The organism is Nocardia sp. NPDC059229 (assembly GCF_042754165.1).
Taxonomy (GTDB): domain Bacteria; phylum Actinomycetota; class Actinomycetes; order Mycobacteriales; family Mycobacteriaceae; genus Nocardia.
In genome coordinates this window covers 1,118,948-1,141,034 of record NZ_JBHZAK010000001.1, presented here as the reverse complement: position 1 = coordinate 1,141,034, position 22,087 = coordinate 1,118,948, and the positions used below count along the sequence as shown (strand labels likewise).

Sequence of the window (22,087 nt, the reverse complement as noted above, 5' to 3'; positions counted from 1 at the left end):
GTATTTGCGGGGGTCTCTGTCCGCAGTACGAACCGGCCCGGTGCTCAGTGCACCTGGCGATCGGTGTGGCCCCAGTGCTGTTTGCGCAGTTCGCGCTTGAGAATCTTGCCCGCGCCCGAGACCGGAAGCTCGTCGACTACTTCGATGCTGCGCGGCGCCTTGTAGCCGGCGATCAGTGTCTTCGTGTGCTCGCGAATCTCGTCCACGGTGACCGTGGTGCCCGACACGCAGACGATGACCGCGTGCACCCGCTCGCCCCACTCCTCATCCGGCACGCCGATCACCGCGCAGGAGGCCACCTTCGGGTGGGCGGCGACGGCGTTCTCGACCTCGGCGGAGTACACGTTCTCGCCTCCGCTGACGATCATGTCCTTGATCCGGTCGACCACGAACACGTAGCCGTGCTCGTCCATATAGCCGCCGTCGCCGGTGTGCATCGCGCCGTCGCGGATCACCGCGTCGGTCTCCTCGGGTTTGTTCCAGTAGCCGAGCATGACATGGTCGCCGCGCACCGTGATCTCCCCGACCGTGCCGCGCGGGACCTCGGCGCCGTCGGCGTCCAGGATGCGCACCTCGGCGTGCGGCGCGCTGCGACCGGCCGACCGCAACAGGCCGACGGTGTGGTCGGCGGGGCCGAGAAGCGTTGCCACCGGGGCTACTTCGGTCATGCCGTATGCCTGGGTCAACCCGGCGCCTGGGAACACCTTCATGGCCCGCTCGAGGACGGACTGGGCGATCGGCGAAGCACCGTACAGGATGCACTCGAGGCTGGACAGGTCGTAGTCGGCCGCGGCCGGGTGATCGATGAGCAACTGGATCATCACCGGCACCAGCAGCGTATCGGTAACCCGGTGCGCCTGGATGGCGTTCAGCGTGGCCACCGGCTCGAAGGCCGGAATGATGACGTGGGCGCCGCCCTGCAGCACCTGCGCCAGCCAGCCCGCCAGGTCGGCGAGATGGAACATCGGCGCGGCGTGTAAGTAGGTGCCGCCCGGCTTGAACAGGTAGCCGCTGGCGATGGTGCCGAGCGCCGAGGTGAACAGATTGTGATGGCTGAGCATCACGCCTTTGGGGAATCCGGTGGTGCCACCGGTGTAGAACAGTCCCGCGAGCTGATCCCCGCCGCGCCGCGCGTCCTCGATCGGTGCGGTGGTCGCGATGAGCTCCTCGTAGGGCAGCGTGCCCTCGGGGGCGGGCCCGTCGCCGCAGTGCACGACCGCGATCAGTCCTCGGTACTGCTGCCGGATGGCGGGTAGCAGCGGCGCGAAGGTGTCGTCGATGAAGAGCACGGTGGTGCCGGAATCGACGAAGCTGTAGACGATTTCGGCGGTACTCCAGCGGACATTGACCGGATTGACGACCGCATCGGCCCAGGGGACCGCGAGCAGGTACTCGCTGTACCGGTCGGAATTCAGTGCCAGCATCGCGACCCGATCACCGCTGGTCACTCCGAGACCGCGGAGCGCACCCGCCAGCCGAGCAACGCGATCGGCCACCTCGCGGAAGGTTCGGATGCGTTCCCCATGGACCGTCATCACTCCGTCCGGGTTGTGCTGGACCGCTCGGTGCAGGCCTTGGGTGAGATACATCGGTGTATTCCTCCGTACGTGCTATGTGAATATTCAATACTGTAACAGAGCTCACACGGTGAGGGAACCGTCGACCTCGGCGGAAATAATGCCTGCCTGTTCTATATTTTTGAGCGACGCTTGCATAGTCACCCGCCGCCGTGTTCACTAAGTGAATCTGCACTAACTATCAAATGGGGATGTCTACGGTGAGTGAACGCGTTGTTGTGGCCGGTGTGGGGATGATTCCCTTCACCACGCCGAGCCGGAGCGAGACCTACGACGTCATGGGCACCGCGGCCACCCGGGTCGCCTTGTCCGACGCGGGTATCGGATACCAGAAGATTCAGCAGGCTTACGCCGGCTATGTGTACGGCGACTCGACCTGTGGGCAGGCCGTTGTCTATGGCCTGGGCCAGACCGGGATTCCGGTTGTGAACGTCAACAACAACTGTTCGACCGGCTCGTCCGCGCTGTTCCTGGCGCGGCAGGCGGTGGAGTCCGGCGCGGTGGACGTGGCGCTGGCGGTCGGGTTCGAGCAGATGCAGCGCGGCGCGCTGGCCATGGCCTACGCCGATCGGCCCAGTCCGTTCACGCGATTCGACGCGGTCATGGATGAAATCCAGGAGCGCACCGACGCGCCGTTCGCGGCTCAGATGTTCGGCGGCGCGGGACGGCAGTACGCGGAGAGGTACGGCACCTTGCCGGAGACCTTCGCCAAGATCTCGGTGAAGTCGCGCAAGCACGCGGCGAACAATCCCTATGCGGTGTTCAAAGATCCGGTGACGGTCGAAGAGGTCCTTGCTTCCCCGCACATTTACGGTCCGCTGACCCGCCTGCAGTGCTGCCCGCCGACCTGCGGCGCGGCCGCGGCGGTGCTGGTGAGTGAGAAGTTCGCCAAGGCCAACGGCATCGATTCGAGTGTCGTGATCAAGGCGCAGGCCATGGCCACCGACTTTTCGTCGACCTTTACCGAAAAGGACATGACGAAGATCGTCGGCTACGACATGTCCAAGGCAGCCGCGCAGCAGGTTTACGAAGCCTCCGGTGTCGCGCCAACCGATCTGCGAGTCGTCGAACTGCACGACTGCTTCACCACCAACGAGCTGCTCAGCTACGAGGCCCTCGGCCTGACCCCGGAGGGAACGGCCGAGAAGTTCATCAACGACGGCGACAACACCTACGGCGGCCGTGTGGTCACCAATCCGTCGGGTGGTCTGCTGTCCAAGGGGCATCCGCTCGGTGCGACGGGTCTGGCGCAGTGCGCGGAACTGGTGTGGCAGCTGCGCGGGCAGGCCGAGGCGCGACAGGTCGAGGGGGACTTGAAGGTCGCACTGCAGCACAACATCGGGCTCGGCGGCGCGGCCGTGGTGACCCTGTATGAGAAAGTGAGCTGAACCAATGCCCTTGGATTCCAGCGTGATCGGCACCCAACTGCCGTCCAGCACTCTGACCGTCGACGCCGGGCGACTGCGATTCTTCGCCAAGGCCATCGGTGAAACCAACCCGATCTTCACCGAACTGGACGCGGCGCGAGCGGCCGGACACACGAATCTTCCTGTCCCACCGACCTTCCTGTTCGGCATCGAACTCGAACAACCCGACCCGTTCGAGTGGTTGGCCGGGCTCGGCGTGGATCTGCGTCGGGTGCTGCACGGCGAGCAGTCGTTCACCTATCACTCGACGGCCATGGCCGGTGACGTGCTCACCTCGACCCCGACCATCGGCAATGTCTACAGCAAAAAGGGCGGCACGCTCGAGTTCATCGAGAAGACGTCCACCGTCACCCGCGCGAACGGGGAGCTCGTCGCCGAGCTGAAAACCGTGATCGTCGTGCGTAACCCGGAGGTTGGCAAGTGACCATCGCACAGACCGTCGAGGTCGGTACCGAACTGCCGCCGTTGCGGATTCTGCCCATCTCGCGCACCACGCTCGCGCTGTTCGCCGGGGCGTCCGGCGATCACAACCCGATGCACATCGACATCGACGTCGCCCGCTCCGCGGGACTCGGCGATGTCTTCGCCCACGGCATGCTCTCCATGGCCTACCTGGGCCGGTTGCTCACCGATTGGGTTGACCCGCAGGCGATTCGGTCCTTCCGGGTGCGGTTCGCCGCGATCACCCCGGTGCTGGGCGAGCCCACGGCCACCGGCACCGTCGTCTCGATCGACGAGGTCGACGGCGAACACCGCGCCACCCTCGAACTCACCGTCGCGCTCGCCGACGGCACTGTCACGCTCAGCGGCGACGCCGTCGTCGCACTGTCCTGAACTGAAAGGTTGTGTCTCACATGGTCAATCTCGACGGCAAGGTTGCGATCGTCTCCGGCTCCGGGCGCGGTATCGGTCGTGAGATCGCGCTGAAGCTGGCCGCAGAGGGCGCGCGGGTCGTGGTGAACGACCTCGACGCCGATCCGGCCAAGGAAACCGTCGCCGCCATCGAGGCCGCCGGGGGACAAGCTCTCGCGTGCATCGGCAGTGTGACCGACGAGGACTTCGCCGACCGGTTCGTGCAGACGGCGGTCGAGGGGTTCGGCGGGCTGGACATCATCGTCAACAACGCCGGCTACACCTGGGATTCGGTCATCCAGAAGATGACCGACGAGCAGTGGGACGCCATCCTCGACGTGCACCTCAAGGCCCCGTTCCGGATCCTGCGCGCCGCGCAGCCGGTGATCGCCGCACAGGTGAAGAAGGCCAAGGAGGCCGGTGAGCCGATCCCGTGCCGCAAGGTCGTCAACATCTCCTCCATCGCGGGCACCGGAGGCAATGCGGGACAGGCGAACTACTCCTCCGCCAAGTCGGGCGTCCTCGGCCTGACCAAGACCCTGGCCAAGGAGTGGGGCCGCTACAACGTCACCGTCAATGCTGTCGCCTTCGGCTTCATCAAGACCCGGCTCACCGAGGCATCGGCCGACGGCAGCAGCACCATCGACGTCCAGGGCCGCCAACTGAAGGTCGGCGTCAACCCGGATCTGTTCTCGGCCATGGAACGCACGATCCCCCTCGGCCGGGCGGGTGCACCGAGCGAGGCCGCCGGCGCGGTATACCTGCTCTGCACCCCGGAATCCGATTACGTCAGCGGGCAGACCCTGGTCTGCGGCGGCGGCTTCGCCTTCTGAGGACGGCGACATGACCACCGCGGTGTACCGGTCCCCCTGGGTCGACGACGAAGTGCAGGCACTGCACGACATGGCGACCAAGTTCTTCGAAGCCGAACTGCTACCCAATCAGGAGCGGTTCGCGGAGCAGAAGCATGTAGACCGCGAATTCTGGAACAAAGCAGGAGAACTCGGACTGCTGTGCGCCTCCATACCGGAGGAATACGGCGGTGGGGGAGGTACCTTCGCGCACGATTTCGCCGTCTTCGATGCCCAATACCGGTTGGGCGACACCAGTTTCGGCAATATGGTGCACAGCGGGCTGGTCGCGCACTACCTGCTCGCCTACGGCACCGAGGAGCAGAAGCTGCGCTGGCTTCCAGGCATGGCCACCGGTGAACTGGTCGGTGCCATCGCCATGACCGAACCTGGTGCCGGATCAGATCTGAAAGCATTGCGCACCACCGCTGTTCGCGACGGTGACCACTTCGTGGTCAATGGTGCGAAGACCTTCATCTCCAACGGCCTGCACGCCGATCTGATCATCGTCGTGACCAAGACCGATCCGGCGGCCGGGGCGAAGGGCATCTCGCTCATTGTCGTGGAAACCCCTGACGCACACGGCTATCGAGTCGGCCGTGTGCTGGACAAGGTTGGCATGAAGGGCCAGGACACCGCCGAACTGTTCTTCGATGACGTCCGCGTGCCCGCCGCCAACCTGCTCGGCGACGCCGGCGCGGGTTTCGGCTACCTGATGAAACAGCTGGCCCACGAACGACTGGTGGTCGCGGTGTGCGCCGCCGCTGCCACCGAGGCCGCGGTCGCACTCACCGTGCGATACACCAAGGACCGCAAGGCATTCGGAGCTCCGCTGTTCGACATGCAGAACACCCGATTCGAACTCGCCGACTGCGCCACCCAGGCGCACGTGTCCCGGGTATTCGTCGACCAGTGCATCCAGCGTCACCTGCGCGCCGAGCTGGACGGGGCCACCGCCTCCATGGCCAAGGCGCACACCACCGACGTCCAGGGCAAGGTGGTGGACCGTTGCGTCCAGCTCTTCGGCGGCTACGGCTACATGCTCGAATACCCGATCGCACGCATGTACGCCGATGCCCGGGTGCAACGCATCTACGCGGGCGCGAACGAGGTGATGAAGGAACTCATCGCCCGCTCCCTGTGAGCCTCGATGCCCCTCGCCTGCCGCCGGTGGGTGAGGGGCACGGGAACCGAGCGGCGCGCGCGACAGCATCCAGTAGCGTGCCACTGGTCGGCGGCATACCAGCCGACGCGAACCACGGAGGTGAAAAGGCATGGCCTACGGGGCGAAGGGGTCCGCTCTCGGCACCCCGGCGCGAGGTACCCGGCCCGCCAACCGGCGGCAGCTCATCCTGGCCGCGGCATCCGACCTCCTCTATCGCAAGGGCTACTCCTCCATCGGCATGGGCGAGGTCGCCGATGCTGTGGCCATTGGGCCGTCGGCGCTGTACCGACACTTCCGCGGCAAGCAGGATCTGCTGGCCGCGGTGGTGGTGGAGGCGCTCGACGGGATCGCGTCCGCACTCGACACGACGAGCGCCGATGACATGGCGGACCTGTTGGCGTTGGCGGCGCTCGAGCATCGCACGGTGGGTGTGCTCTGGTGGCGCGAGGCCCGGCATCTGTCCGACGACAGCCGGGCCATGCTCCGGTCGACATCCCATCGGATCGTCGCGCGCCTCGCCGAACTGATCGGCGAGCGCCACCCGGAATTGCCCGCCACCGAGGCGAACCTGCTGGCGCACTGCGCCCTCGCCGTCGGCAACAGCGTGTCCTTCCACAACCTTTCGCTGCCCGAACCCGAATTCAGCCGATTGCTGGGCGAACTCGTCACCGCCGCGGTGGACGCGACGATCCGGCTACCCGAGGATGCGACCCCACCCGACGCCCAGGCGGGCCTGACCATCACCGCCTCCCGGCGCGAAGTCATTCTCGTCGCGGCTGCGAAACTTTTCGCCCGCAACGGATTTGCTGGCGTCAGCGTGGACGACATCGGAGCCGCCGTCGGCATCGCCGGCCCCAGCATCTACAACCACTTCCACACCAAGACCGATATCCTGGTCGCCGCCGTCTTCCGCGGCGACGAATGGCTCCGCATCGACATGCGCCGCGCCTTCGCCCGAGCCACAGATCCCGCCGACGGCCTGCACCGCCTCCTGCTCAGCTACGCCGCCTTCGTCGCCGAAAACCCCGAACTGGTCCAACTTCTCATCTCCGAAACCATCCACCTCCCCGCCGACGCCCGCCACCGAGCCCGCGAAAGCCAGCACACCTACATCGACGAATGGGTCACCCTGCTCCGCCGCGTCCACCCCGACTGGGACCCCACCACCGCCCGCCTCCGCGTGCAAGCGGCCCAAACCGTCCTCAACGACATCGCCCTCACCCCCCGCCTCATCACCCGCCCCGGCGTAGGCGACGCCATCGTCACCATCTGCGTCCGCCTCCTGGCCCTCTGACCGGGGATCCGACTCCAGCCCGTCGATGAGCGTGTCCCGCCGAGGAGAAGATCTCCGGTTCGGTCCAGTCGGTCACGTCGCGGTCCGAACCGTCATCGGACATCGTGGCTCCTGGTGTAAGCGCGTTGGCGAAGGCTTGGCGATCGCCGGCATTGACCGCGGAAACGAACGCGCGCACTGCAGGTACGGTCAACTTGTCGAGGGCGATGCTCATGGCATGGCCAAGCCGAACCATGGAAGCGTCGATCAGTGCGTTCAGCCAAGGGCGTGACGGCGACTACCTAATCAATCAGTGAATTCAGTTGCCACAACTGAGAGGACGGGATCTGCCGCTTGCCGGATTGGGCAGATACGAGGGGCTCCAACGAGATCACAGAGTTATGGTCATCGGGGTTCGACAACGTCCAAACACTAGAGGGGTCGGAGCTCGACGCGATGGTGTAGGCGCCCCGGGAGTCCTGGTATTGGATCAGCCAGTCCTGGTCATGGTCCGCAAAGATGGTGGCGACGAGGTTTCCGTCCAGGATGCCGGTGTATGGGTAACCGCCGATGGCGAGGCTGTACACCTGGCCGTCGACTTCCCTGACGGCCCAGGAGGTTACCGACTCTCCCAGGTGGACATGCTGCCACGCTGTGCGAACGAGGCGGATACCGACCGATTGCCGGCCATTCGTCGCGTTGCTGATCTCGTACATGCCCGAGCTGGTTGTCATGATGCGTCCTATCCTCGGATGATTACGACCCATGTTCGTGTCACGGGGGAACGCTTCGACGGATCAAGCATAGGGTGCGAGCGGTTTCCAGTCCGGACAACTCCGCGTATCCATCTGCCACCATGATCGGGCAAGCGGAGGGTCGCGCAGTGGCGGTCTATGCGCCGGCCGCGGAGATTCAGCAGGATCGGGCCGGCGTCGAGGAGCGCGGGCCCAGGGCACAGAACATTCTCTCGTGTCCGGTTGCCGTTCTCGAACGAGATGATCACCGATGATCGCCCGGTGAGGGGTTTGACCGCGAACCCGTCGCTCAACGGCCTCACACCGCTCCGGTGATCCGGATGGGGGCTCGGTCGTTTCACTCGGCACTGCGCGATGGCCGGTTCTGCCAGCCACGGTCAGCGGCAGGGCGGGACATCCAGCGGTCGATTCTGCTGCGCCGCCGACCACGACGTCGTTACCGTTGGAGAGGTCCGTAGCTCCCTATCTGGAGGTGACCATGACTACCGCTCGCGACATCATGCACCCGGGTGCGCATTGGATGACCAGCACAGATACCGTTCAGCGCGCGGCGCAGACAATGCGCAAACTAGGCGTTGGAGCCTTGCCGATCGGCGACAAGAACGAGCGCATGATCGGCATCGTCACAGACCGCGACATTGTCGTGAAATGCACTGCCGACGGCCGTGATCCAGCGAAGATGTCTTGCGCCGAGCTGTGCGAGGGCACGCCACGTTGGATCGATGCCGATGCCGACGTGCAGGACGTACTGCACGAGATGGTGAGCCATCGAATCCGGCGACTGCCCGTGATCGAGAACAAGAGGATGGTCGGCATGATCAGCGAGGCAGATCTGGCCAGGCATCTGCCTGACGATCAACTCGCCGAATTTGCCGGACACATCTACTCGGCGGCCCCGGGGCAGCGCTGAAGAACGCCGACAAGTCAGTGTGGTCTCAACGGGTCGGTACACACGCCGACCCGTTGAGACCACAGGCATCTTCGTGCGTTGCTGGGTGGCCGCACTGCCGGCGGTCGGTCAGCCGCCCCGACCATTGATCTTCCGAGGGTCCGCGCCGGCCGGTTCGGGGTGTGGGTCTGATCGGAGGTGGTTCGCATCCGTGGAGTCGTGGGTGCGAGCGGTGCCGTGGCCCGATGGTGGCCAGGAGAACTTCGAGACGAAGGCGGCTCTCGATGACAGACTTCGACTATTGCGTGATCGGTGGCGGATTCGCGGGATTGACGGCTGCGTTGCGGCTGAAGCAGGCGGAGCGATCGGTGGCGGTGCTGGAAGCCCGCGACCGGCTCGGCGGGCGCACATTCACCGAGGTGCGCGCGGACGGTTGCTGGATCGACCGCGGTGGCGCCTGGATAGGGCCGGGACAGGACCGCATCCATGCCTTGATGAACGAGTTCGGGGTAGGGAGTTACCCGCAGTACACCGACGGTGAGGCCATGATGGTCGTCGACGGCAAGCAGTACCGCTACAGCGGCACGATCCCGTGGTCGATGAGCACCTGGGCGTCGATGAATCTCGGCGCGAGCTTTGTCGAGCTGGGGCACATGTGCAAGTCGATCCCGCTCGAGGCGCCGTGGGAGGCGAAGAAGGCCGACAAGTGGGATCGGATGAGCCTGGCGCAGTGGCTGGATCGCACCGTCTGGTCCAAGCCCGCCCACGATCTGCTCGAGACCGCCATCGCGGGCAGTTACACCTCGGCCGCCTCGGAAGTGTCGATGCTTTTCGCGCTGTATCAGATGGCATCGGGAGGTGGGCCCAACTTCGTATTCGGCGTAAAGGGCGGCGCCCAGGACGCCCGGCCGATCGGGGGCATGGGTGCGATCTACAGGCCGATGGCGGCCGCGCTCGGCGACTCGATTCACCTGTCGCAGCCGGTGCACAGTATCGAGCAGGACGCCGCCGGGGTGCGGGTGCATGCGGATGGATCGACGGTGCGCGCACGTCGGGCGATCGTGGCCGTCCCCCTGGCGATCGCCGGTCAGATCCGGTACGAGCCGATGTTGCCGGTCGATCGCTCGCTTCTGCATCAGCGGGTGCCCAGTGGCTCGATCATCAAGATTTCCGTCGTGTACGACGAGCCGTTCTGGCGGCGCGACGGATTGTCGGGTCAGTCGGCCGCGCCGGGATCGCCGGCCACCGTCACCATCGACGGCTGCACCGACGCCGGGCGGCCCGGGGTCCTGTGCGTCATTTCCGAGGGGCCCATCGCACGGCAGATCGGTCGCCTCGATCCCGCCGAACGCAGGACGGCGATACTCCACGAATTGGTCACGCGTTTCGGCGAAAAAGCCGGTGTCCCGGTCGACTACATCGAGCAGGACTGGAGTGCCGAGCGCTATTCCGGTGGCGGGATGCTCAGTCACACGCCGACCGGTGTGCTCACCCAGTTCGGCCGTACGCTGCGCGAACCGTGCGGCCGTATCCACTGGGCCGGAACCGAGAGCTCGGCCGTCATGTGCGGTTGGGTCGACGGAGCCATTCGCTCGGGTGAACGCGCCGCGAGTGAAGTGCTGCAGCACGAACTCGCCGCGGTCTGAGGCGGGCCGATGGGCCTCGGGCCGGGCTTCCAGCGGTCCGCGGCCCACCGCAGCCTCCCCACGCCACATACCAGCAGGTCAGCGGCTCGCCGCAGGCGCGCTACCCCGTTCCTGGATAGCCTCATGGAATGGTGCAGAGCAAGGCGGGCGACGTCGATGGCTATCTGACCGAGGTTCCCGAGGAACGCAGGGCCGTGCTGGCCGAGTTGCGGCGGCTGTGCCGAAAAGAGCTGGTGGGCTTCGACGAGGTCATGGCGTACGGGATGCCCGCATACGAGCGGGACCGTGTCGCGGAGATCGCGTTTGCCAGCCAGAAGCAGTACATCTCTTTCTATCTCATGCGCAGTGACGTCCGTGCGGCGTTCGAGGAACAGCTGGCCGGGCAGGACATGGGCAAGGGCTGCCTGCGGTTCCGCAGGCCGGAGAACATCGACTTCGACCTGCTGCGAGATCTGCTCCGGGCAACCGCGGCCCGGCCCGGCACGATCTGTTGACCTGGCCTTGTCTGGGCCGCTGTGCGGCCGTTGGTCGGTCGGCTGAAGATGTTGTGTAGCAGGGTATTTCGCTGCCCGATCGGTGTGCGTATGGTCTGTGCGAGTGGCTTGCGACGCACGCTTGCGGGTGGCGGTCGAGCGTGTCGAATTCCGCTTCAACGTCTGAGCCTGCATCGGGTATGAGCCCGACCGCTGCGTGCCCTCGGGCGGATCTGCGTTGCTGAGGGGGAGTTGCTGTTTGTCGCGGAAGCGGGTCAGGAGAGCCAGTCGGAGTAGTGGGTGGGGGCGAGGTGGGCGTTTTTATCGGTGAGGACGTCGCCTTTGACTTGCGCGAACATGCCGGCGGTGGGGTCGGTGACTACGGTTCGGCTGTCGCCTTTGCGGGCCAGGGTGATTCGGCCCAGTTCATCGAGGGGGAAGATGTCGGGTCCGGCGATGTGGCGGGCGCCGTTCAGCGGGGCGCCGGTCGCGACTTCTGCTACCGCGGCGGCGACGTCCTTCGCGGCGATCGGCTGGATCGGTGTCGTGGGCAGTCGGACGGTGTCACCGTCGGTGGTCCACGACAGCACGGCGTCGATGAACTCCATGAACTGTGTGGCCCTGACGATGGAGTAGGGGATCGACCCGGCCGCCAGGATGTTCTCCTGCAGCACTTTTGCCCGGTAGTAGTCCAGGTCCTGCACCTGGTCCGCGCCGATGATCGACAGGATGACGAAATGGCCTACGCCCTGGCTGCGGGCAGCGGTCAGGAGGTTGTCCATGGAGGTCTGGAAGAACGCCGGAGAGGCCTCGTCGAAGGTCGGGGAATTGGTCAGGTTGACGACGACGTCGGCACCGGCCAGGGCTTCGTTCAATCCGCTGCCGCTGATGACATCGACACCGGTGGAATGCGAGTGCGGTATCGCCCGGTGTCCGGCGGCGTTCAGATCCTCGACGACCTGCGATCCGATCAGTCCGGTGCCGCCGATGACTGCGAGTTTCATGAGATGTCCTTCCGGGTGGTGTATCGACCTGTCTGGTTCCGTGAAACCTGTTGTGGTTCCGTCGAATACGTCTCAGCGTCGCCGCTTCCGGCTGCTAGGTGGTGCGGTAGAAGTCGGCCGCGGTGACGGTGACGGGCACCCCGAGTTCGGCGGCTACCGCAGTGATCGCGGTATCGCCGACGCTGAGGTCGGCGCGGCCGTCGGTGGTGAAATACGGTGCGATGAAAGTCTTGTACTGGGCTCGGACTTCGTCCGCGGTGTGTCGGCCGAGGAAGGTTCGCAGATGGCGCACCGTGGTATCGGTGTCGTCGTGGATCACCTGCAGCGCACGCCGGTGGGCTCGTACGACGGCCTGGACCGCGGGAGCGCCGGGACTGAGATAGGTCGGATCGACGGCTACACCGACGGTGTGGATCTGGAAGAGGTCGCCGACCCAGGCCACTACCTGCCAGCCCTCCACTGCGGCAACCGCTTCGGGTGCCATGGTGCTGCCGACGACGGCGGCATCGATCGTGCTGTCGTGCAGCATGCGCAGGTCCATCCCATAGTCGCCGGGCGCGCGGACGATCGAGTGGATGTCGTGGTCCGGGTCCAGACCGACCCGGCGTAACGCGATCCTCGCAAAGCATCCGGGCGCGGTGCGGGGCGCGTGTACCGCCACCCGTTTGCCGGACAGGCCGGCCGGCGAGGTCATGCCGGAGCGGGCCAGGAACCAGAACAGTGGCCGGTGGGTGTTGACAGTCAGCGCGACCCAGGGAATTCCGTTGGTCAACCGGGACAGCAGGGCCCGGCCGAGCCCGATGGTGGCGCACCGGCGCAGTCGTTCCTCATCCCAGGTGCAGCCGTCGCGCAGGGCGACGTGAACGCCCTCGTCAGCGTAAAAGTCCTGTTGGTCGGCGATATAGGCAACCAGTTCCTCGTGAAATCCCCGACCGACGTAGGCGAGATCGATCGTGTCCATGAGCGTTCTTCCCTCGTCAGTACATGGCCATGCCGCCGTTCACCGCGGCGGTAGTGCCGGTCATGAAGGAGTTGTCCTCGCTGGCGTAGAACGCGACCGCCTGGGCGACGTCCGTGGTCAGGGCCAGGCGGCCCAGCGGCGTCGCGGCCACCTGCCGCCGTTTGATCTCGTCGTCGAGCACACCCGCGATGCGGGTGTCCTCCACCGGGCCGGGCTCCACCACATTGACCGTGATGGCCCACGGCCCGAGTTCCTGGGCGAGGTAACGAGCGAACTGCGCGAGTGCGGCTTTGGCAGTCCCCAGCGCGATCATGCCCGCTCGGGGCCGGCGGCTGAGCCCGGTGCCGATATAGATGATGCGCCCCCAGCCGTGGGCGGTCATCGTCGGCAGGACGGCCTTGGTAACGGTGAACGCCGCACGCATTTCGTCATCGAGCTTGCCGCCCAGTTCTTCCCATGTCATGTCCTGGAACGACTTGATCGCATACGGGGTGAGCGCATTGTGCACGAGCACGTCGACGCCACCCCACTGCTTCTGCACCTGTTCGATCAAATTCTCGACCGCGGCGGACTCACGGACATCGGCCCGCACAGCCAGCGCGTGGCCGCCTGCCTCCCCGATTCCGGCCACGACCTCCCCGGCCGCTGCCTCGCTGTGCAGGTAATTGACCACCACTCGCATTCCGCGCGCCGCCAGCAGACGCGCGGTGGCCGCGCCGATTCCGCTGCTGGCCCCTGTCACCAATGCCACTCGCCCCGTACCTGTGATCATGGTGCGACCTCCGTGTGATCCGCTCCGTTGAGCACGATGTTGCTCCAGCTTGCCGCGGGTAGATCACCGGGCTGCGTTCCACGGTCGTGAACGGTCGATCCAGCTTCGGAATCCACTCGGCTCGGATCCGACTGAGCCCACTGTGCATCGGTCGCAGTTGAAGGGTTGTGCGACAGTGATTTCGGAGACGGCGAGACGTAGCCGCGTCCGCGCGAGCGGCCCACCGCGCGGTGCGCGGTTGGGCCGCAACCGAGCTCTGCGCGTCAGATGCAGATGTTGAAGATGAAGAAGCCCAGCGGGACGCCGAAGCAGAACGTGACCGAGCCGACGGTGTCGGTGACGGGCACGGGTGTGGGCGGAGCGGCAGATGCGGTGGGAGCGGCCAGGCCGGCGAGTGACATGGCGATGCCGGTCGCGGCGATTATCGAGGCAATCTTGGTCTTCATTTCTGACTTCCGTTCCTTGGATGAGCGATGGTGGTTCAGACCCCGACCCGGAACAGCTGTCTAATCGATCTTCCGCCGATGATCTCCCGGCGACAACCCCCCGGCCTACACTGCTAAACGCCAGTTCGGCTTGTGTTTGTGGAGGTTCGGTGACAGATGGTGAGGTTCGGCGGCGGCCGGGCGGCAGATCCGCCCGGGTGCGGGAGGCCGTGCTCGAGGCGGCATTGAATGTGCTGGCGGACAAGGGGGTTGGCGAGTTCGCGGTGTCGGATGTGGTCGCGTCGTCGGGGGTGCACGAGACGACGATCTATCGGCGTTGGGGCAGCCGGGACGAGCTGATCATCGACACCCTGCTCGGCTACAGCGAGCAACGGATACCGGTGCCCGATACCGGCGGGATCCGGACCGACCTCTACGCACTGCTCGACTCCGTCGCGGCCTACCTCGGCACGCCGCACGGTCGCGCGCTCAACCAGGCGCTGTCGTTCGGCGGTGGCGAACCGCGGTGGGCGCGCGTGCGGGAGGCGTTCTGGACCACACAGCTCGAACTGACCCGGCCGATCGTCGAGCGCGGTGTCGACCGCGGCGAGCTGCCCGCCGGGACCGACCCGCGGCTGCTGCTCGAAACCTTGATCGCGCCACTGCAATTCCGCACGCTGGTCACCCGGGAACCGATCGACCCGCAGCTGTGCGTCCGCCTCGTCGACCTGCTGCTCGACGGCGCGATCGCCGGTCCGCGGCCGTGATCACCGCATCGGCGACGATCCGGCCGCGACCGAACCCGCCGCGATCATCCAATTACTGAACTCCGTGGCCAGGTGCCACTGGTGTTCGCGAATCAGCCGGGTGGGGAACACCCCCCGGGAACTGCACGGTCAGCAGGGCCTCCATCCCGCCGTCCCGATCCCGGAATTGATGGCGCACCCCACCGATGAATGTCGTGAGCGCCGCCCGCTGCCGGTCGAGCGTCGCGTGCCGCAGGTCGGTGGCGGTGTGCGCGGGCGTGAGTTCGGCGAATGCCCGCGGCCCGAGCCGGGTCTCGAATTTCGCGAGCACCGCGCGGGCGCGGCGTGACTCCCATGCCAGCACCCGGTCGCGGGACGCCCTTTCGCCGCCGATGACCACTCGGATCTCGAGGGGATCCGCCGTGCTCCGCTGTTCCTTCGCGCCCGCCATGGCGCCTCCCTAAAGCTAGTTGAACTAGCGTTAAGCATCGGCGGGAAGCCTGCTGAAAGCAAGAGGTACGCGCGTTTGTGGCCGCGACCCGCCTTCCGGCGATCTTGGAACCCCTCCGGTGGCGCCGAAGCGGTTGTGTGGCAAGGTGTTCGGGTGGTCGAATCGCTCAGCGAGCGGGATATGGAAAATCTGCTGACGGCTGTCGGCATTGCGCGGCGGTCGCGTGAGCACGGCAATCATCCATTCGGGGCGGTGCTGGCCGAGCCCGGGGGAAGGGTGTTGCTGGAGGCGGAGAACACGGTGATCACCGCGCGTGACGCGACGGGACATGCGGAAACGAATCTGGTGCGGCTGGCGAGCGCCGCCTATGACGCCGAGTTTCTGCGTGGCTGCACGCTTTACACCAGTACCGAACCCTGCGCAATGTGCGCGGGGGCGATCTACTGGGGAAATATCGGGCGGGTGGTTTATGCACTCGGCGAGGACCAGCTCTTGGCCCTGACCGGTGCGGATCCCGAGAACCCGACCATGGCGCTGCCCTGCCGTGCGGTATTCGCCGCCGGTCAGCGCGCACTGCCGGTCATCGGCCCGATCGAGCTCGCGGAGGCAAGGGCGGTACACGACGGTTTCTGGCGGGGAAGACCGGCGTAGTAATACCTTCCACCGCATAGGTATTCGCATTTCCGGCAGCCCGAAAGAGGGTCGCCGGCAGGTAGCGGACGGCCGTGCCGGAAAGGCTGTAAGACACCTGTGAAATAACCCGCGCGACGCGCGGTAGAGCGCATGAAATTTACATGCCGCCTGCGGCGCGGTGCGCTGGTGTTCCGCTATCGTTCATCCCACTATCCGATGCTGCTACTGGCGCGCCAGGGCTGGTTCGTCGATTCCGGAGTGTGTGGCCGGGGCGGCCATTGCCTGACGCGAGCCCCCGACCCCTTCCGAAAGATCGAGGGAACGTGCCCGTACCCGTAACTCTGACCGGCCGTCTGGTACGGCTGGAACCCCTTGCGCCGCAGCATGCTTCGGGGCTCGCGGAGGCTGCTGCGGGGAATCGTGATGATTACGCTTTCACGCCTGTCCCACACGGTGTGGACGAGGCGCTGGAATACGTCGCCCAGGCGCTCTCCGGGCATGCCTCGGGCGCCTCGCTGGCCTTCGCCATCATCGCCGTTGCCAGTGGACGGGTGCTGGGCTCGACCCGGTTCACCCGTTTCGACTACTGGCAGGGCCCGGTGGTGTGGCCGCTGGTGCACGGCATGCCGACCGGAGATCCCCTGCTCGCAGTGCCCGACGCCGCCGAGATCGGGAACTCCTGGCTGTCTCCGCAGGCGCGCGGCGCCGGCATCAATCTGGAGTCCAAGCTGCTGTTGCTGCAGCACGCCTTCGACGTGTGGCGGGTGCGGCGGATCGCCATGCGGGCCGATGTCCGAAATCTGCGGTCCCGCATGGCGATCGAGCGCCTCGGCGCCACCAGCGACGGGGTGCGCCGGGCGCACTCGCGCGGGCTGGACGGCGAGGTGCGCAGCACCGCCTTCTACTCCATCCTGGACGAGGAGTGGCCGACTGTCCGGGCCACCATCGAGGACCAGCTGGCTGCACTGTCGGCTCGGCAGGGCAACCGCAGTCGTCTGGTGGGCGCGTAAACCGCACCGCACGGCAACCAGGTGACCGATCGGATCGACCGTCAGACCGGTCGGTCTGGTCGGTGCCCGGAGACTATAATTCCGGGTGTTGCACCGGTCGGGCGTCGAGGAGAGATCTGTCCGAGTCTGGTAACTCGGCGAGCCGGCACGATTCGGATGACGAAGCCAGCAACCCCTCCCGCTTAAGGAGTGGCGCATGACCAACCCCATGCGCACCAAGGTCTGCCTCTGCGACAGTCTGTCCGGATCCCCGGTGCTCAGCCTCTTCCTCGTCCCCGAACCCCGTGTGCCCGGCGCCAGCATCCTGCACGTGCTGGAGCAGACCCCGTTGTCCGCGAGGTCGATTCCGCGTCCCAACCCGCATCTCATCGAGTGGCTGCAGGAGCACGGCTCGCCCGCCATCCGCACCCGCTTCCTCGCCTTCGCGGCCGGGCAGCACGACCCGCACGATGTGCACGCGGTGCTGCACGATCACTTCATCGTCGACCCCGGCCCCATCGGGCTGGACATGGACGATCCGGACGAGATGACCCGGCTCGCACTGCTCCCCGAGCACTGGCTCGGCCCGCGGCGCATCGACGACTTCCACGACCTGGCCGTGCGCAGCACCATGCTCGCGGTCTATCGGCACTTCGGTGTGGACCGGCGCATACCGCTCATGTATCACGGCTATGCCGAACCCGAGGACGGCTGGTTCGAGGTCCCCGCCGCCGAGGCCTGACCGGGCTAGTCGAACGGCACCACCGTCAGCAGCCACCAGGGCCGCTGCGGCGATTGGAACTCGAAGGTCTGCACGTACATCCGGCGTTCCCGGCGGGTCACCGGATCGTTCATCAGCACCGTGCGCTCGCGCGGCTCCGGGGGGACGACGTGGCTGTGCCACAAGCGATCCCAGTCGGGGGAGCGGCGCGCCAGATTGACGATCTCCTCGACCCGGTCCGGCCGCAGGTCGGGGGCGGCGGACCGGAATGCCGACACCATGACCTGTGCCTCGGCCTCCCAGTCGCCCAGCCGATAGCGGGCCATGGGTTCCAGCAGGATCGCCGTCATCAGATTCGCGCCCGGACCGGTGCCCGGAAACAGGCTCCGGAAGGGTTCGTTCGCGGCCACCACGTCGTAGCCGCCGTCGTGCAGGCAGGCCGGATGCGGAAGGCTGTGCAGGACCGCGAGATCGGCGGCCGGCGGCGGGGAGGGGTCGAACACCCTAGGCATTGTGCGGGACAACTCTTCGGAGCGTCTTCGTATCGAGTTAAGCCCCGTCACAAGACTGGGTACTGTCGCAGAATTTCTGTCATATTGAGAGGATCCTGTTTGGTTTTATTCGAAGTGGGTACGGGGGTCGCACAGCGACATGGCGCTCATACGTATCGGGGTGCTGGGCCCACTGCACATCAGCATCGACGGTCAGCGCGTGCCTCCGGGCGCGCCCATGCAGTGCGCGGTGCTGGGACGACTGGTCGCCGCAGGTGGCCGGGTGGTGCCCACCGAACGGCTCATCGACGACCTCTGGCACGGTGACCCGCCCGCCAAAGCCGTTGCCGCGCTGCAGGTGTACATCCACAACCTGCGCCGGGTCTTCGAGCCGGACCGGCCGCGCCGGGCGCACTCGCGTGTCATCGTGTCCGAATCACACGGCTACGCGCTCAATCTCGAGCCGTCCCAAGTGGATTCCTGGCACTTCGAACAACTGCTGCACGGGCACGAGGCCGCCATGCGCGACCCCGCCGGGCGATCCGACCCGCTGGAGCAGGTGCGGGTGCTGGACGCCGCCCTGGCGTGCTGGCACGGCGGCGCCTTCGAATCCTTCCCCGGAATGCCCTGGGCGGCACAGGAAGCCGCCCGCCTACAGGCCCTGCGGCTGACCGCCGCCGAACTGCGAGCCCAGGCTGCGCTGGAACTGAACCGGCCCGCCGAGGTGGTGCTGGCGCTGCGGCCGATCCTGGAGGAGCATCCCGGACGCGAGGAATGCGCGCGGCTGCTGGCCGTCGCCCAGTACCGACTGGGACAGTCGCTGGACGCACTCGCCACGGTGCGCCGCAGCCGCGAATTCCTCACCCTGGAATTCGGGGTGGATCCCGGTCCGGGACTGCGGGATCTGGAGACCGCCATCCTCACCCACTCGGTGGACACCGAGACGGTCACCCCGCCCGCACCCGTGCGGCCCGCCGAACCCGAACCGCTGCCCGATCCGGAACCCTTGCCGGACACCGGATATGCCGCGCAGCGTGCCGCCGTGCTGGCCGCCGCCGACGCCGCGTCCGCCGGGCACGTGCGGCTGGTCTGGCTCTCCGGTGAGGCCGGCGCCGGGAAGACCACCCTCGCCACCGCCCTCACCACACACCTGGGCGACCGCGGCTGGACCACCGTGTTCGGCCGCTGCCCCGAGGTCGAGTCCGCGCCGCCCGCCTGGGCCTGGGCCGAGGTACTCACCGGCCTCGACGCCGCCGACCCCGAAACCTTCACCGCCGCCGATGCTTTCACCCTGGCCCGGCGCGTGGTCCGCTCCTGCCGCGAACGCTCGGCCGGGAGACCGATCGCCATCGTGCTCGAGGACGTGCACGGCGCCGACACCGCCACCCTGCAGGTGCTGCGGCAGGTGGTGAACTGGCTGCGCGACCGCCCGATCCTCATCGTCGCCACCCTGCGCGGCACCGAGGCGGGCCTGGGCGTCCGCGACACCGCCGCCGCCCTGGCCCTGTTCACCGCCGACCGCCTCGAACTCGACGGCCTCGACATGGCGGGCACCCGTCGCGCCGCGTCCGACGCCGGGCTCGCCGCCCCCGACGACCGCACCGTGGAACTGCTACGCCGGCGCACCGGCGGCAACCCGCTGTTCGTGCGCGAACTCGCCAAACTCGTTGCCACCCAGGGCACCACCGACGGCCTGCCCGACAGCGTGCGCGACCTGCTGGGCCGGCGCATCGGCCAGCTCCCCGCCGACGTCGTGGACCTGCTGCGCCACCTCTCGGTCTGGGGCGAGGACAGCGACATCACCGCCCTCGCCGCCTCCGCTGACCGCCCCGCCGACACCGTCATCGACCTGATCGCCACCGCCGAATCCGCGCGCTTGCTGCGCACCGACCGGGCCGGCCGCGTCACCTTCGACCACGCCCTGGTCCGCGAAACCGTCTACTACGACCTCCCCACCCTGCGCCGCACCCGAATGCACTGGGCCGCCTTCGAATACCTGCGCAGCGACCCGGAACCGGGCCCGGCAGCGCCGGGCTCGACCCGCGCGGCGGTCGCGCCCGGCCAGGACGAGGGCCGATCCGACATTCAGGGCGGGACGGAAGACCTTCCGGGCATGGGGAATCGAGTGCTCAGCGCGCTGTGGGGAGCCGATCACCTGGTCGCGGCGCTCCTCGGGTCGCCACTGCCCAGGGTCGCGCGTCGCACCGACCGGACGCTCGCGGCCCTCCGCGGGGCCGACGAGGTGGCCACGGACTCGCCGATCGGGCAGATCGAACCGGGCGCCGTGGGGATCGTCGGGCCCGGCACGGCCGTCCCTACCGACCCCGGGCGAATCCCCGAGTTCGCCAATGCCGGAACGAGTTCCGCACACGATGCGGTATATGTACCGCCCGGGCGGGACATCGACGCGCTGGCACACCACGCGGCGCTGGGGGCGGATGCCGAAACCGCCACCGTGGCTCTGCCATACGTGCGCGCAGCGGCGCGGCGGTGTGTGGAGCGGCGGATGCGCGCCGATGCCGTGCGGCGGTGGCGATCGGTACTCGCGCTGCACGATCTGGCCGGGCACACCGGCGCGGGAGCCGCGCGCGCGGATCGGCGCGCGGTGCTCGAGGCGCGCTGCGAGCTGGTGGTGGCGCTGGCCTACGACGGGCAGCACATCGCCGCGCGGGCGGCGCGCGAGCAGGCGCTCGATCTGGCCGAATCATTCGGCGGCACAGCGTCATCGCCGGGCGGGACGGAGTTGCTCGCGCACGCCGTCACCTGCTGGCCGACGCCGCTCATCTGGTCGGTGCACGACTGGCACACCCCGGACCCGCGCATCCGCGAACCGCTGCGCCTGGCCTGCGCCGATACCGGGCTGCCGGTGCGCACGCGAATTCTGTTGCATGTCACCGCCGTTTTCGATCGCGCCGTCGAGGAACCCTCGGCGGCCCGCATTCTGGCCGGTTCGGCCATGGCCCTGGCCGAACCGCTCGACGACCCGGATCTGCTGTGCACGGTGCTCAATGCGCAGGCGTTCGCGGCCTTCGCGGCGGGCGGCTTTCTGCGCGCCCACGACCTCGAACGGTATGCGACCCGGCTGCTCGAGGTGTCCACCGCGGCCGAACTCACCGAATTCCGCGCGCTCGCACACTATCTGCTGTTCCGCGCCACCCTGGCCGACGCCGATCTGGTGGCCGCCGCCGAACACGCCGGACGGGCCGGCGAATACGCCACCGACGGACAGCTGCGGCACCTGCTGGACGCCATCGCGCCCTTCGGCATGGTGCTGGAACTGTTGCGCGGCAATACCGATGAGGTGCTGCGTCTGCTCGGCGAGGGCTCCGGCGAACTGGACGACCTGGTGGCACACTCCGGCGAGGGCGCGGCCGAACCGACCCGCGACGGCAATGCGCTGCACGTCGGCATCGCCGTCTCCATCGGCTGGCTGCGCAACGACATGTCCGTCTACCTGAACGATCTGCGCGAGCGCACCGCCCTCAAACCGGAGCTGTTCATGCACGGTTACGCACTGGCCCTGGTGCATTCGGGCCGCCCGGAGGAGGCCCGTCGCGTGCTGGCCGCCGCACCTCCACTGGCCCCGCAGTTCTGGTCCACCTTCTCCGGAGTGAAGGCCCGCCTCGCCATCGCCCTCGAGGATCCGGCCATGGCGCTGGGCGTCTACCAGCAGCTGCTGCCGTACTCGGGCACCGTCTGCGGTCTGGAGACCGGCGCCTCGGTGCTCGGGCCCATGGATTGCATCCTCGCCGAGCTGGCCACCTACCTCGGTGACCACGAGCGGGCCGCCGGTCACCGTGCCGCCGCCGAGGAATTGCAGGACAGACTGCAATCCGAGCTGGCCGAACTCGCACCCCAGGGCGTCGGGCTCATGCAGGCCGGCCGCCTCGGACCGATGGGCCGCAGCCGGCTGGTCCACCGACCCTGAGGGAACTCCGCGGCCGGATGGAACGTCCTTACTGGTAAGGCCGACGGCCGGCCGGAAC

The 22,087-nt window shown here is 67.3% G+C and carries 22 protein-coding genes; 14 read left to right on the top strand and 8 right to left on the bottom strand.

Annotated elements, in window-relative coordinates:
* Nucleotides 1–44: 44 nt before the first annotated feature.
* Nucleotides 45–1,589 carry a long-chain fatty acid--CoA ligase gene (locus ACFXHE_RS05315; protein WP_379379972.1) on the bottom strand — a complete coding sequence of 515 codons (1,545 nt, stop codon included), beginning with the start codon at nt 1,587–1,589 and terminating at the stop codon, nt 45–47.
* 188 nt (nt 1,590–1,777) lie between these two features.
* On the opposite strand from ACFXHE_RS05315, the gene ACFXHE_RS05310 reads away from it, so the two are divergent.
* The 6 genes from ACFXHE_RS05310 to ACFXHE_RS05285 all read left to right on the top strand — a co-directional run bounded on the left by ACFXHE_RS05310 (nt 1,778) and on the right by ACFXHE_RS05285 (nt 7,166).
* Nucleotides 1,778–2,965, top strand: coding sequence for a lipid-transfer protein (locus tag ACFXHE_RS05310; RefSeq protein WP_379379970.1), 1,188 nt, complete (start codon nt 1,778–1,780; stop codon nt 2,963–2,965).
* A gap of 4 nt (nt 2,966–2,969) precedes the next feature.
* A complete protein-coding gene (locus tag ACFXHE_RS05305; RefSeq protein WP_379379968.1) occupies nt 2,970–3,428 on the top strand; it encodes a MaoC family dehydratase N-terminal domain-containing protein in 459 nt (152 codons plus the stop codon).
* Nucleotides 3,425–3,838: a MaoC/PaaZ C-terminal domain-containing protein gene (locus tag ACFXHE_RS05300; RefSeq protein ID WP_379379966.1), complete on the top strand. Its 414-nt coding sequence runs from the start codon at nt 3,425–3,427 to the stop codon at nt 3,836–3,838. The genes ACFXHE_RS05305 and ACFXHE_RS05300 overlap by 4 nt, the downstream gene beginning before the upstream one ends.
* Nucleotides 3,839–3,858: 20 nt before the next feature.
* A complete protein-coding gene (locus ACFXHE_RS05295) occupies nt 3,859–4,689 on the top strand; it encodes an SDR family NAD(P)-dependent oxidoreductase (RefSeq protein ID WP_379379964.1) in 831 nt (276 codons plus the stop codon).
* 10 nt (nt 4,690–4,699) lie between these two features.
* Nucleotides 4,700–5,851: an acyl-CoA dehydrogenase family protein gene (locus ACFXHE_RS05290; protein ID WP_379379962.1), complete on the top strand. Its 1,152-nt coding sequence runs from the start codon at nt 4,700–4,702 to the stop codon at nt 5,849–5,851.
* A gap of 130 nt (nt 5,852–5,981) precedes the next feature.
* Nucleotides 5,982–7,166, top strand: a complete 1,185-nt coding sequence (locus ACFXHE_RS05285) for a TetR/AcrR family transcriptional regulator (protein ID WP_379379960.1) — start codon at nt 5,982–5,984, stop codon at nt 7,164–7,166.
* A 281-nt stretch (nt 7,167–7,447) separates the two neighbouring features.
* Here ACFXHE_RS05285 and ACFXHE_RS05280 read toward each other — a convergent pair whose 3' ends face one another.
* Nucleotides 7,448–7,879 carry an I66 family serine proteinase inhibitor gene (locus ACFXHE_RS05280; RefSeq protein ID WP_379379958.1) on the bottom strand — a complete coding sequence of 144 codons (432 nt, stop codon included), beginning with the start codon at nt 7,877–7,879 and terminating at the stop codon, nt 7,448–7,450.
* 499 nt (nt 7,880–8,378) lie between these two features.
* Between ACFXHE_RS05280 and ACFXHE_RS05275 the strand changes: the two genes are divergently transcribed.
* From ACFXHE_RS05275 to ACFXHE_RS05265, 3 genes are all read left to right on the top strand, one after another.
* Entirely contained in the window at nt 8,379–8,810 is a 432-nt protein-coding gene (locus tag ACFXHE_RS05275; RefSeq protein ID WP_379379956.1) for a CBS domain-containing protein, read from the top strand.
* Between the two features lie 263 nt (nt 8,811–9,073).
* On the top strand, nt 9,074–10,435 hold the full coding sequence (locus tag ACFXHE_RS05270) for a flavin monoamine oxidase family protein (protein ID WP_379379954.1): 1,362 nt from the start codon (nt 9,074–9,076) through the stop codon (nt 10,433–10,435).
* 128 nt (nt 10,436–10,563) lie between these two features.
* Nucleotides 10,564–10,929 (top strand): iron chaperone, encoded by a 366-nt coding sequence (locus ACFXHE_RS05265; RefSeq protein WP_379379952.1) that lies wholly within the window; start codon nt 10,564–10,566, stop codon nt 10,927–10,929.
* Between the two features lie 254 nt (nt 10,930–11,183).
* On the opposite strand, the gene ACFXHE_RS05260 is transcribed toward ACFXHE_RS05265, so the two are convergent.
* The 4 genes from ACFXHE_RS05260 to ACFXHE_RS05245 form a co-directional block, all read right to left on the bottom strand.
* Nucleotides 11,184–11,912, bottom strand: a complete 729-nt coding sequence (locus tag ACFXHE_RS05260) for an SDR family oxidoreductase (protein ID WP_379379951.1) — start codon at nt 11,910–11,912, stop codon at nt 11,184–11,186.
* A gap of 94 nt (nt 11,913–12,006) precedes the next feature.
* A complete protein-coding gene (locus tag ACFXHE_RS05255) occupies nt 12,007–12,873 on the bottom strand; it encodes an ABC transporter substrate-binding protein (RefSeq protein WP_379379949.1) in 867 nt (288 codons plus the stop codon).
* A 16-nt stretch (nt 12,874–12,889) separates the two neighbouring features.
* On the bottom strand, nt 12,890–13,645 hold the full coding sequence (locus ACFXHE_RS05250) for an SDR family NAD(P)-dependent oxidoreductase (RefSeq protein WP_379379947.1): 756 nt from the start codon (nt 13,643–13,645) through the stop codon (nt 12,890–12,892).
* Between the two features lie 263 nt (nt 13,646–13,908).
* Nucleotides 13,909–14,091 carry a hypothetical protein gene (locus ACFXHE_RS05245; RefSeq protein WP_379379945.1) on the bottom strand — a complete coding sequence of 61 codons (183 nt, stop codon included), beginning with the start codon at nt 14,089–14,091 and terminating at the stop codon, nt 13,909–13,911.
* A 149-nt stretch (nt 14,092–14,240) separates the two neighbouring features.
* Between ACFXHE_RS05245 and ACFXHE_RS05240 the strand changes: the two genes are divergently transcribed.
* Nucleotides 14,241–14,837 (top strand): TetR/AcrR family transcriptional regulator, encoded by a 597-nt coding sequence (locus ACFXHE_RS05240; RefSeq protein ID WP_379379943.1) that lies wholly within the window; start codon nt 14,241–14,243, stop codon nt 14,835–14,837.
* Between the two features lie 52 nt (nt 14,838–14,889).
* Here ACFXHE_RS05240 and ACFXHE_RS05235 read toward each other — a convergent pair whose 3' ends face one another.
* Complete coding sequence (locus ACFXHE_RS05235) at nt 14,890–15,267, bottom strand: hypothetical protein (protein WP_379379941.1); 378 nt, start codon at nt 15,265–15,267, stop codon at nt 14,890–14,892.
* 153 nt (nt 15,268–15,420) lie between these two features.
* Here ACFXHE_RS05235 and ACFXHE_RS05230 point away from each other — a divergent pair, with 153 nt between their 5' ends.
* From ACFXHE_RS05230 to ACFXHE_RS05220, 3 genes are all read left to right on the top strand, one after another.
* On the top strand, nt 15,421–15,918 hold the full coding sequence (locus ACFXHE_RS05230; RefSeq protein WP_379379939.1) for a nucleoside deaminase: 498 nt from the start codon (nt 15,421–15,423) through the stop codon (nt 15,916–15,918).
* A 305-nt stretch (nt 15,919–16,223) separates the two neighbouring features.
* Nucleotides 16,224–16,910 (top strand): GNAT family N-acetyltransferase, encoded by a 687-nt coding sequence (locus ACFXHE_RS05225; RefSeq protein WP_379379937.1) that lies wholly within the window; start codon nt 16,224–16,226, stop codon nt 16,908–16,910.
* 196 nt (nt 16,911–17,106) lie between these two features.
* The gene (locus ACFXHE_RS05220; RefSeq protein WP_379379935.1) at nt 17,107–17,631 is read left to right on the top strand and encodes a hypothetical protein; all 525 of its coding nucleotides are present in this window, start codon (nt 17,107–17,109) and stop codon (nt 17,629–17,631) included.
* 5 nt (nt 17,632–17,636) lie between these two features.
* On the opposite strand, the gene ACFXHE_RS05215 is transcribed toward ACFXHE_RS05220, so the two are convergent.
* Entirely contained in the window at nt 17,637–18,113 is a 477-nt protein-coding gene (locus ACFXHE_RS05215) for a hypothetical protein (RefSeq protein WP_379379933.1), read from the bottom strand.
* A gap of 148 nt (nt 18,114–18,261) precedes the next feature.
* Here ACFXHE_RS05215 and ACFXHE_RS05210 point away from each other — a divergent pair, with 148 nt between their 5' ends.
* Nucleotides 18,262–22,029, top strand: a complete 3,768-nt coding sequence (locus ACFXHE_RS05210) for a BTAD domain-containing putative transcriptional regulator (protein ID WP_379379931.1) — start codon at nt 18,262–18,264, stop codon at nt 22,027–22,029.
* Nucleotides 22,030–22,087: the final 58 nt, after the last annotated feature.

What these genes read in the sequence shown, in the direction of transcription:
- ACFXHE_RS05315 (WP_379379972.1), bottom strand. Translation starts at nt 1,589, where the DNA reads ATGTATCTCACCCAAGGCCTGCACCGAGCGGTCCAGCACAACCCGGAC.
- ACFXHE_RS05305 (WP_379379968.1), top strand. Translation starts at nt 2,970, where the DNA reads ATGCCCTTGGATTCCAGCGTGATCGGCACCCAACTGCCGTCCAGCACT.
- ACFXHE_RS05295 (WP_379379964.1), top strand. Translation starts at nt 3,859, where the DNA reads ATGGTCAATCTCGACGGCAAGGTTGCGATCGTCTCCGGCTCCGGGCGC.
- ACFXHE_RS05290 (WP_379379962.1), top strand. Translation starts at nt 4,700, where the DNA reads ATGACCACCGCGGTGTACCGGTCCCCCTGGGTCGACGACGAAGTGCAG.
- ACFXHE_RS05285 (WP_379379960.1), top strand. Translation starts at nt 5,982, where the DNA reads ATGGCCTACGGGGCGAAGGGGTCCGCTCTCGGCACCCCGGCGCGAGGT.
- ACFXHE_RS05280 (WP_379379958.1), bottom strand. Translation starts at nt 7,879, where the DNA reads ATGACAACCAGCTCGGGCATGTACGAGATCAGCAACGCGACGAATGGC.
- ACFXHE_RS05275 (WP_379379956.1), top strand. Translation starts at nt 8,379, where the DNA reads ATGACTACCGCTCGCGACATCATGCACCCGGGTGCGCATTGGATGACC.
- ACFXHE_RS05270 (WP_379379954.1), top strand. Translation starts at nt 9,074, where the DNA reads ATGACAGACTTCGACTATTGCGTGATCGGTGGCGGATTCGCGGGATTG.
- ACFXHE_RS05265 (WP_379379952.1), top strand. Translation starts at nt 10,564, where the DNA reads ATGGTGCAGAGCAAGGCGGGCGACGTCGATGGCTATCTGACCGAGGTT.
- ACFXHE_RS05260 (WP_379379951.1), bottom strand. Translation starts at nt 11,912, where the DNA reads ATGAAACTCGCAGTCATCGGCGGCACCGGACTGATCGGATCGCAGGTC.
- ACFXHE_RS05255 (WP_379379949.1), bottom strand. Translation starts at nt 12,873, where the DNA reads ATGGACACGATCGATCTCGCCTACGTCGGTCGGGGATTTCACGAGGAA.
- ACFXHE_RS05250 (WP_379379947.1), bottom strand. Translation starts at nt 13,645, where the DNA reads ATGATCACAGGTACGGGGCGAGTGGCATTGGTGACAGGGGCCAGCAGC.
- ACFXHE_RS05245 (WP_379379945.1), bottom strand. Translation starts at nt 14,091, where the DNA reads ATGAAGACCAAGATTGCCTCGATAATCGCCGCGACCGGCATCGCCATG.
- ACFXHE_RS05235 (WP_379379941.1), bottom strand. Translation starts at nt 15,267, where the DNA reads ATGGCGGGCGCGAAGGAACAGCGGAGCACGGCGGATCCCCTCGAGATC.
- ACFXHE_RS05220 (WP_379379935.1), top strand. Translation starts at nt 17,107, where the DNA reads ATGACCAACCCCATGCGCACCAAGGTCTGCCTCTGCGACAGTCTGTCC.
- ACFXHE_RS05210 (WP_379379931.1), top strand. Translation starts at nt 18,262, where the DNA reads ATGGCGCTCATACGTATCGGGGTGCTGGGCCCACTGCACATCAGCATC.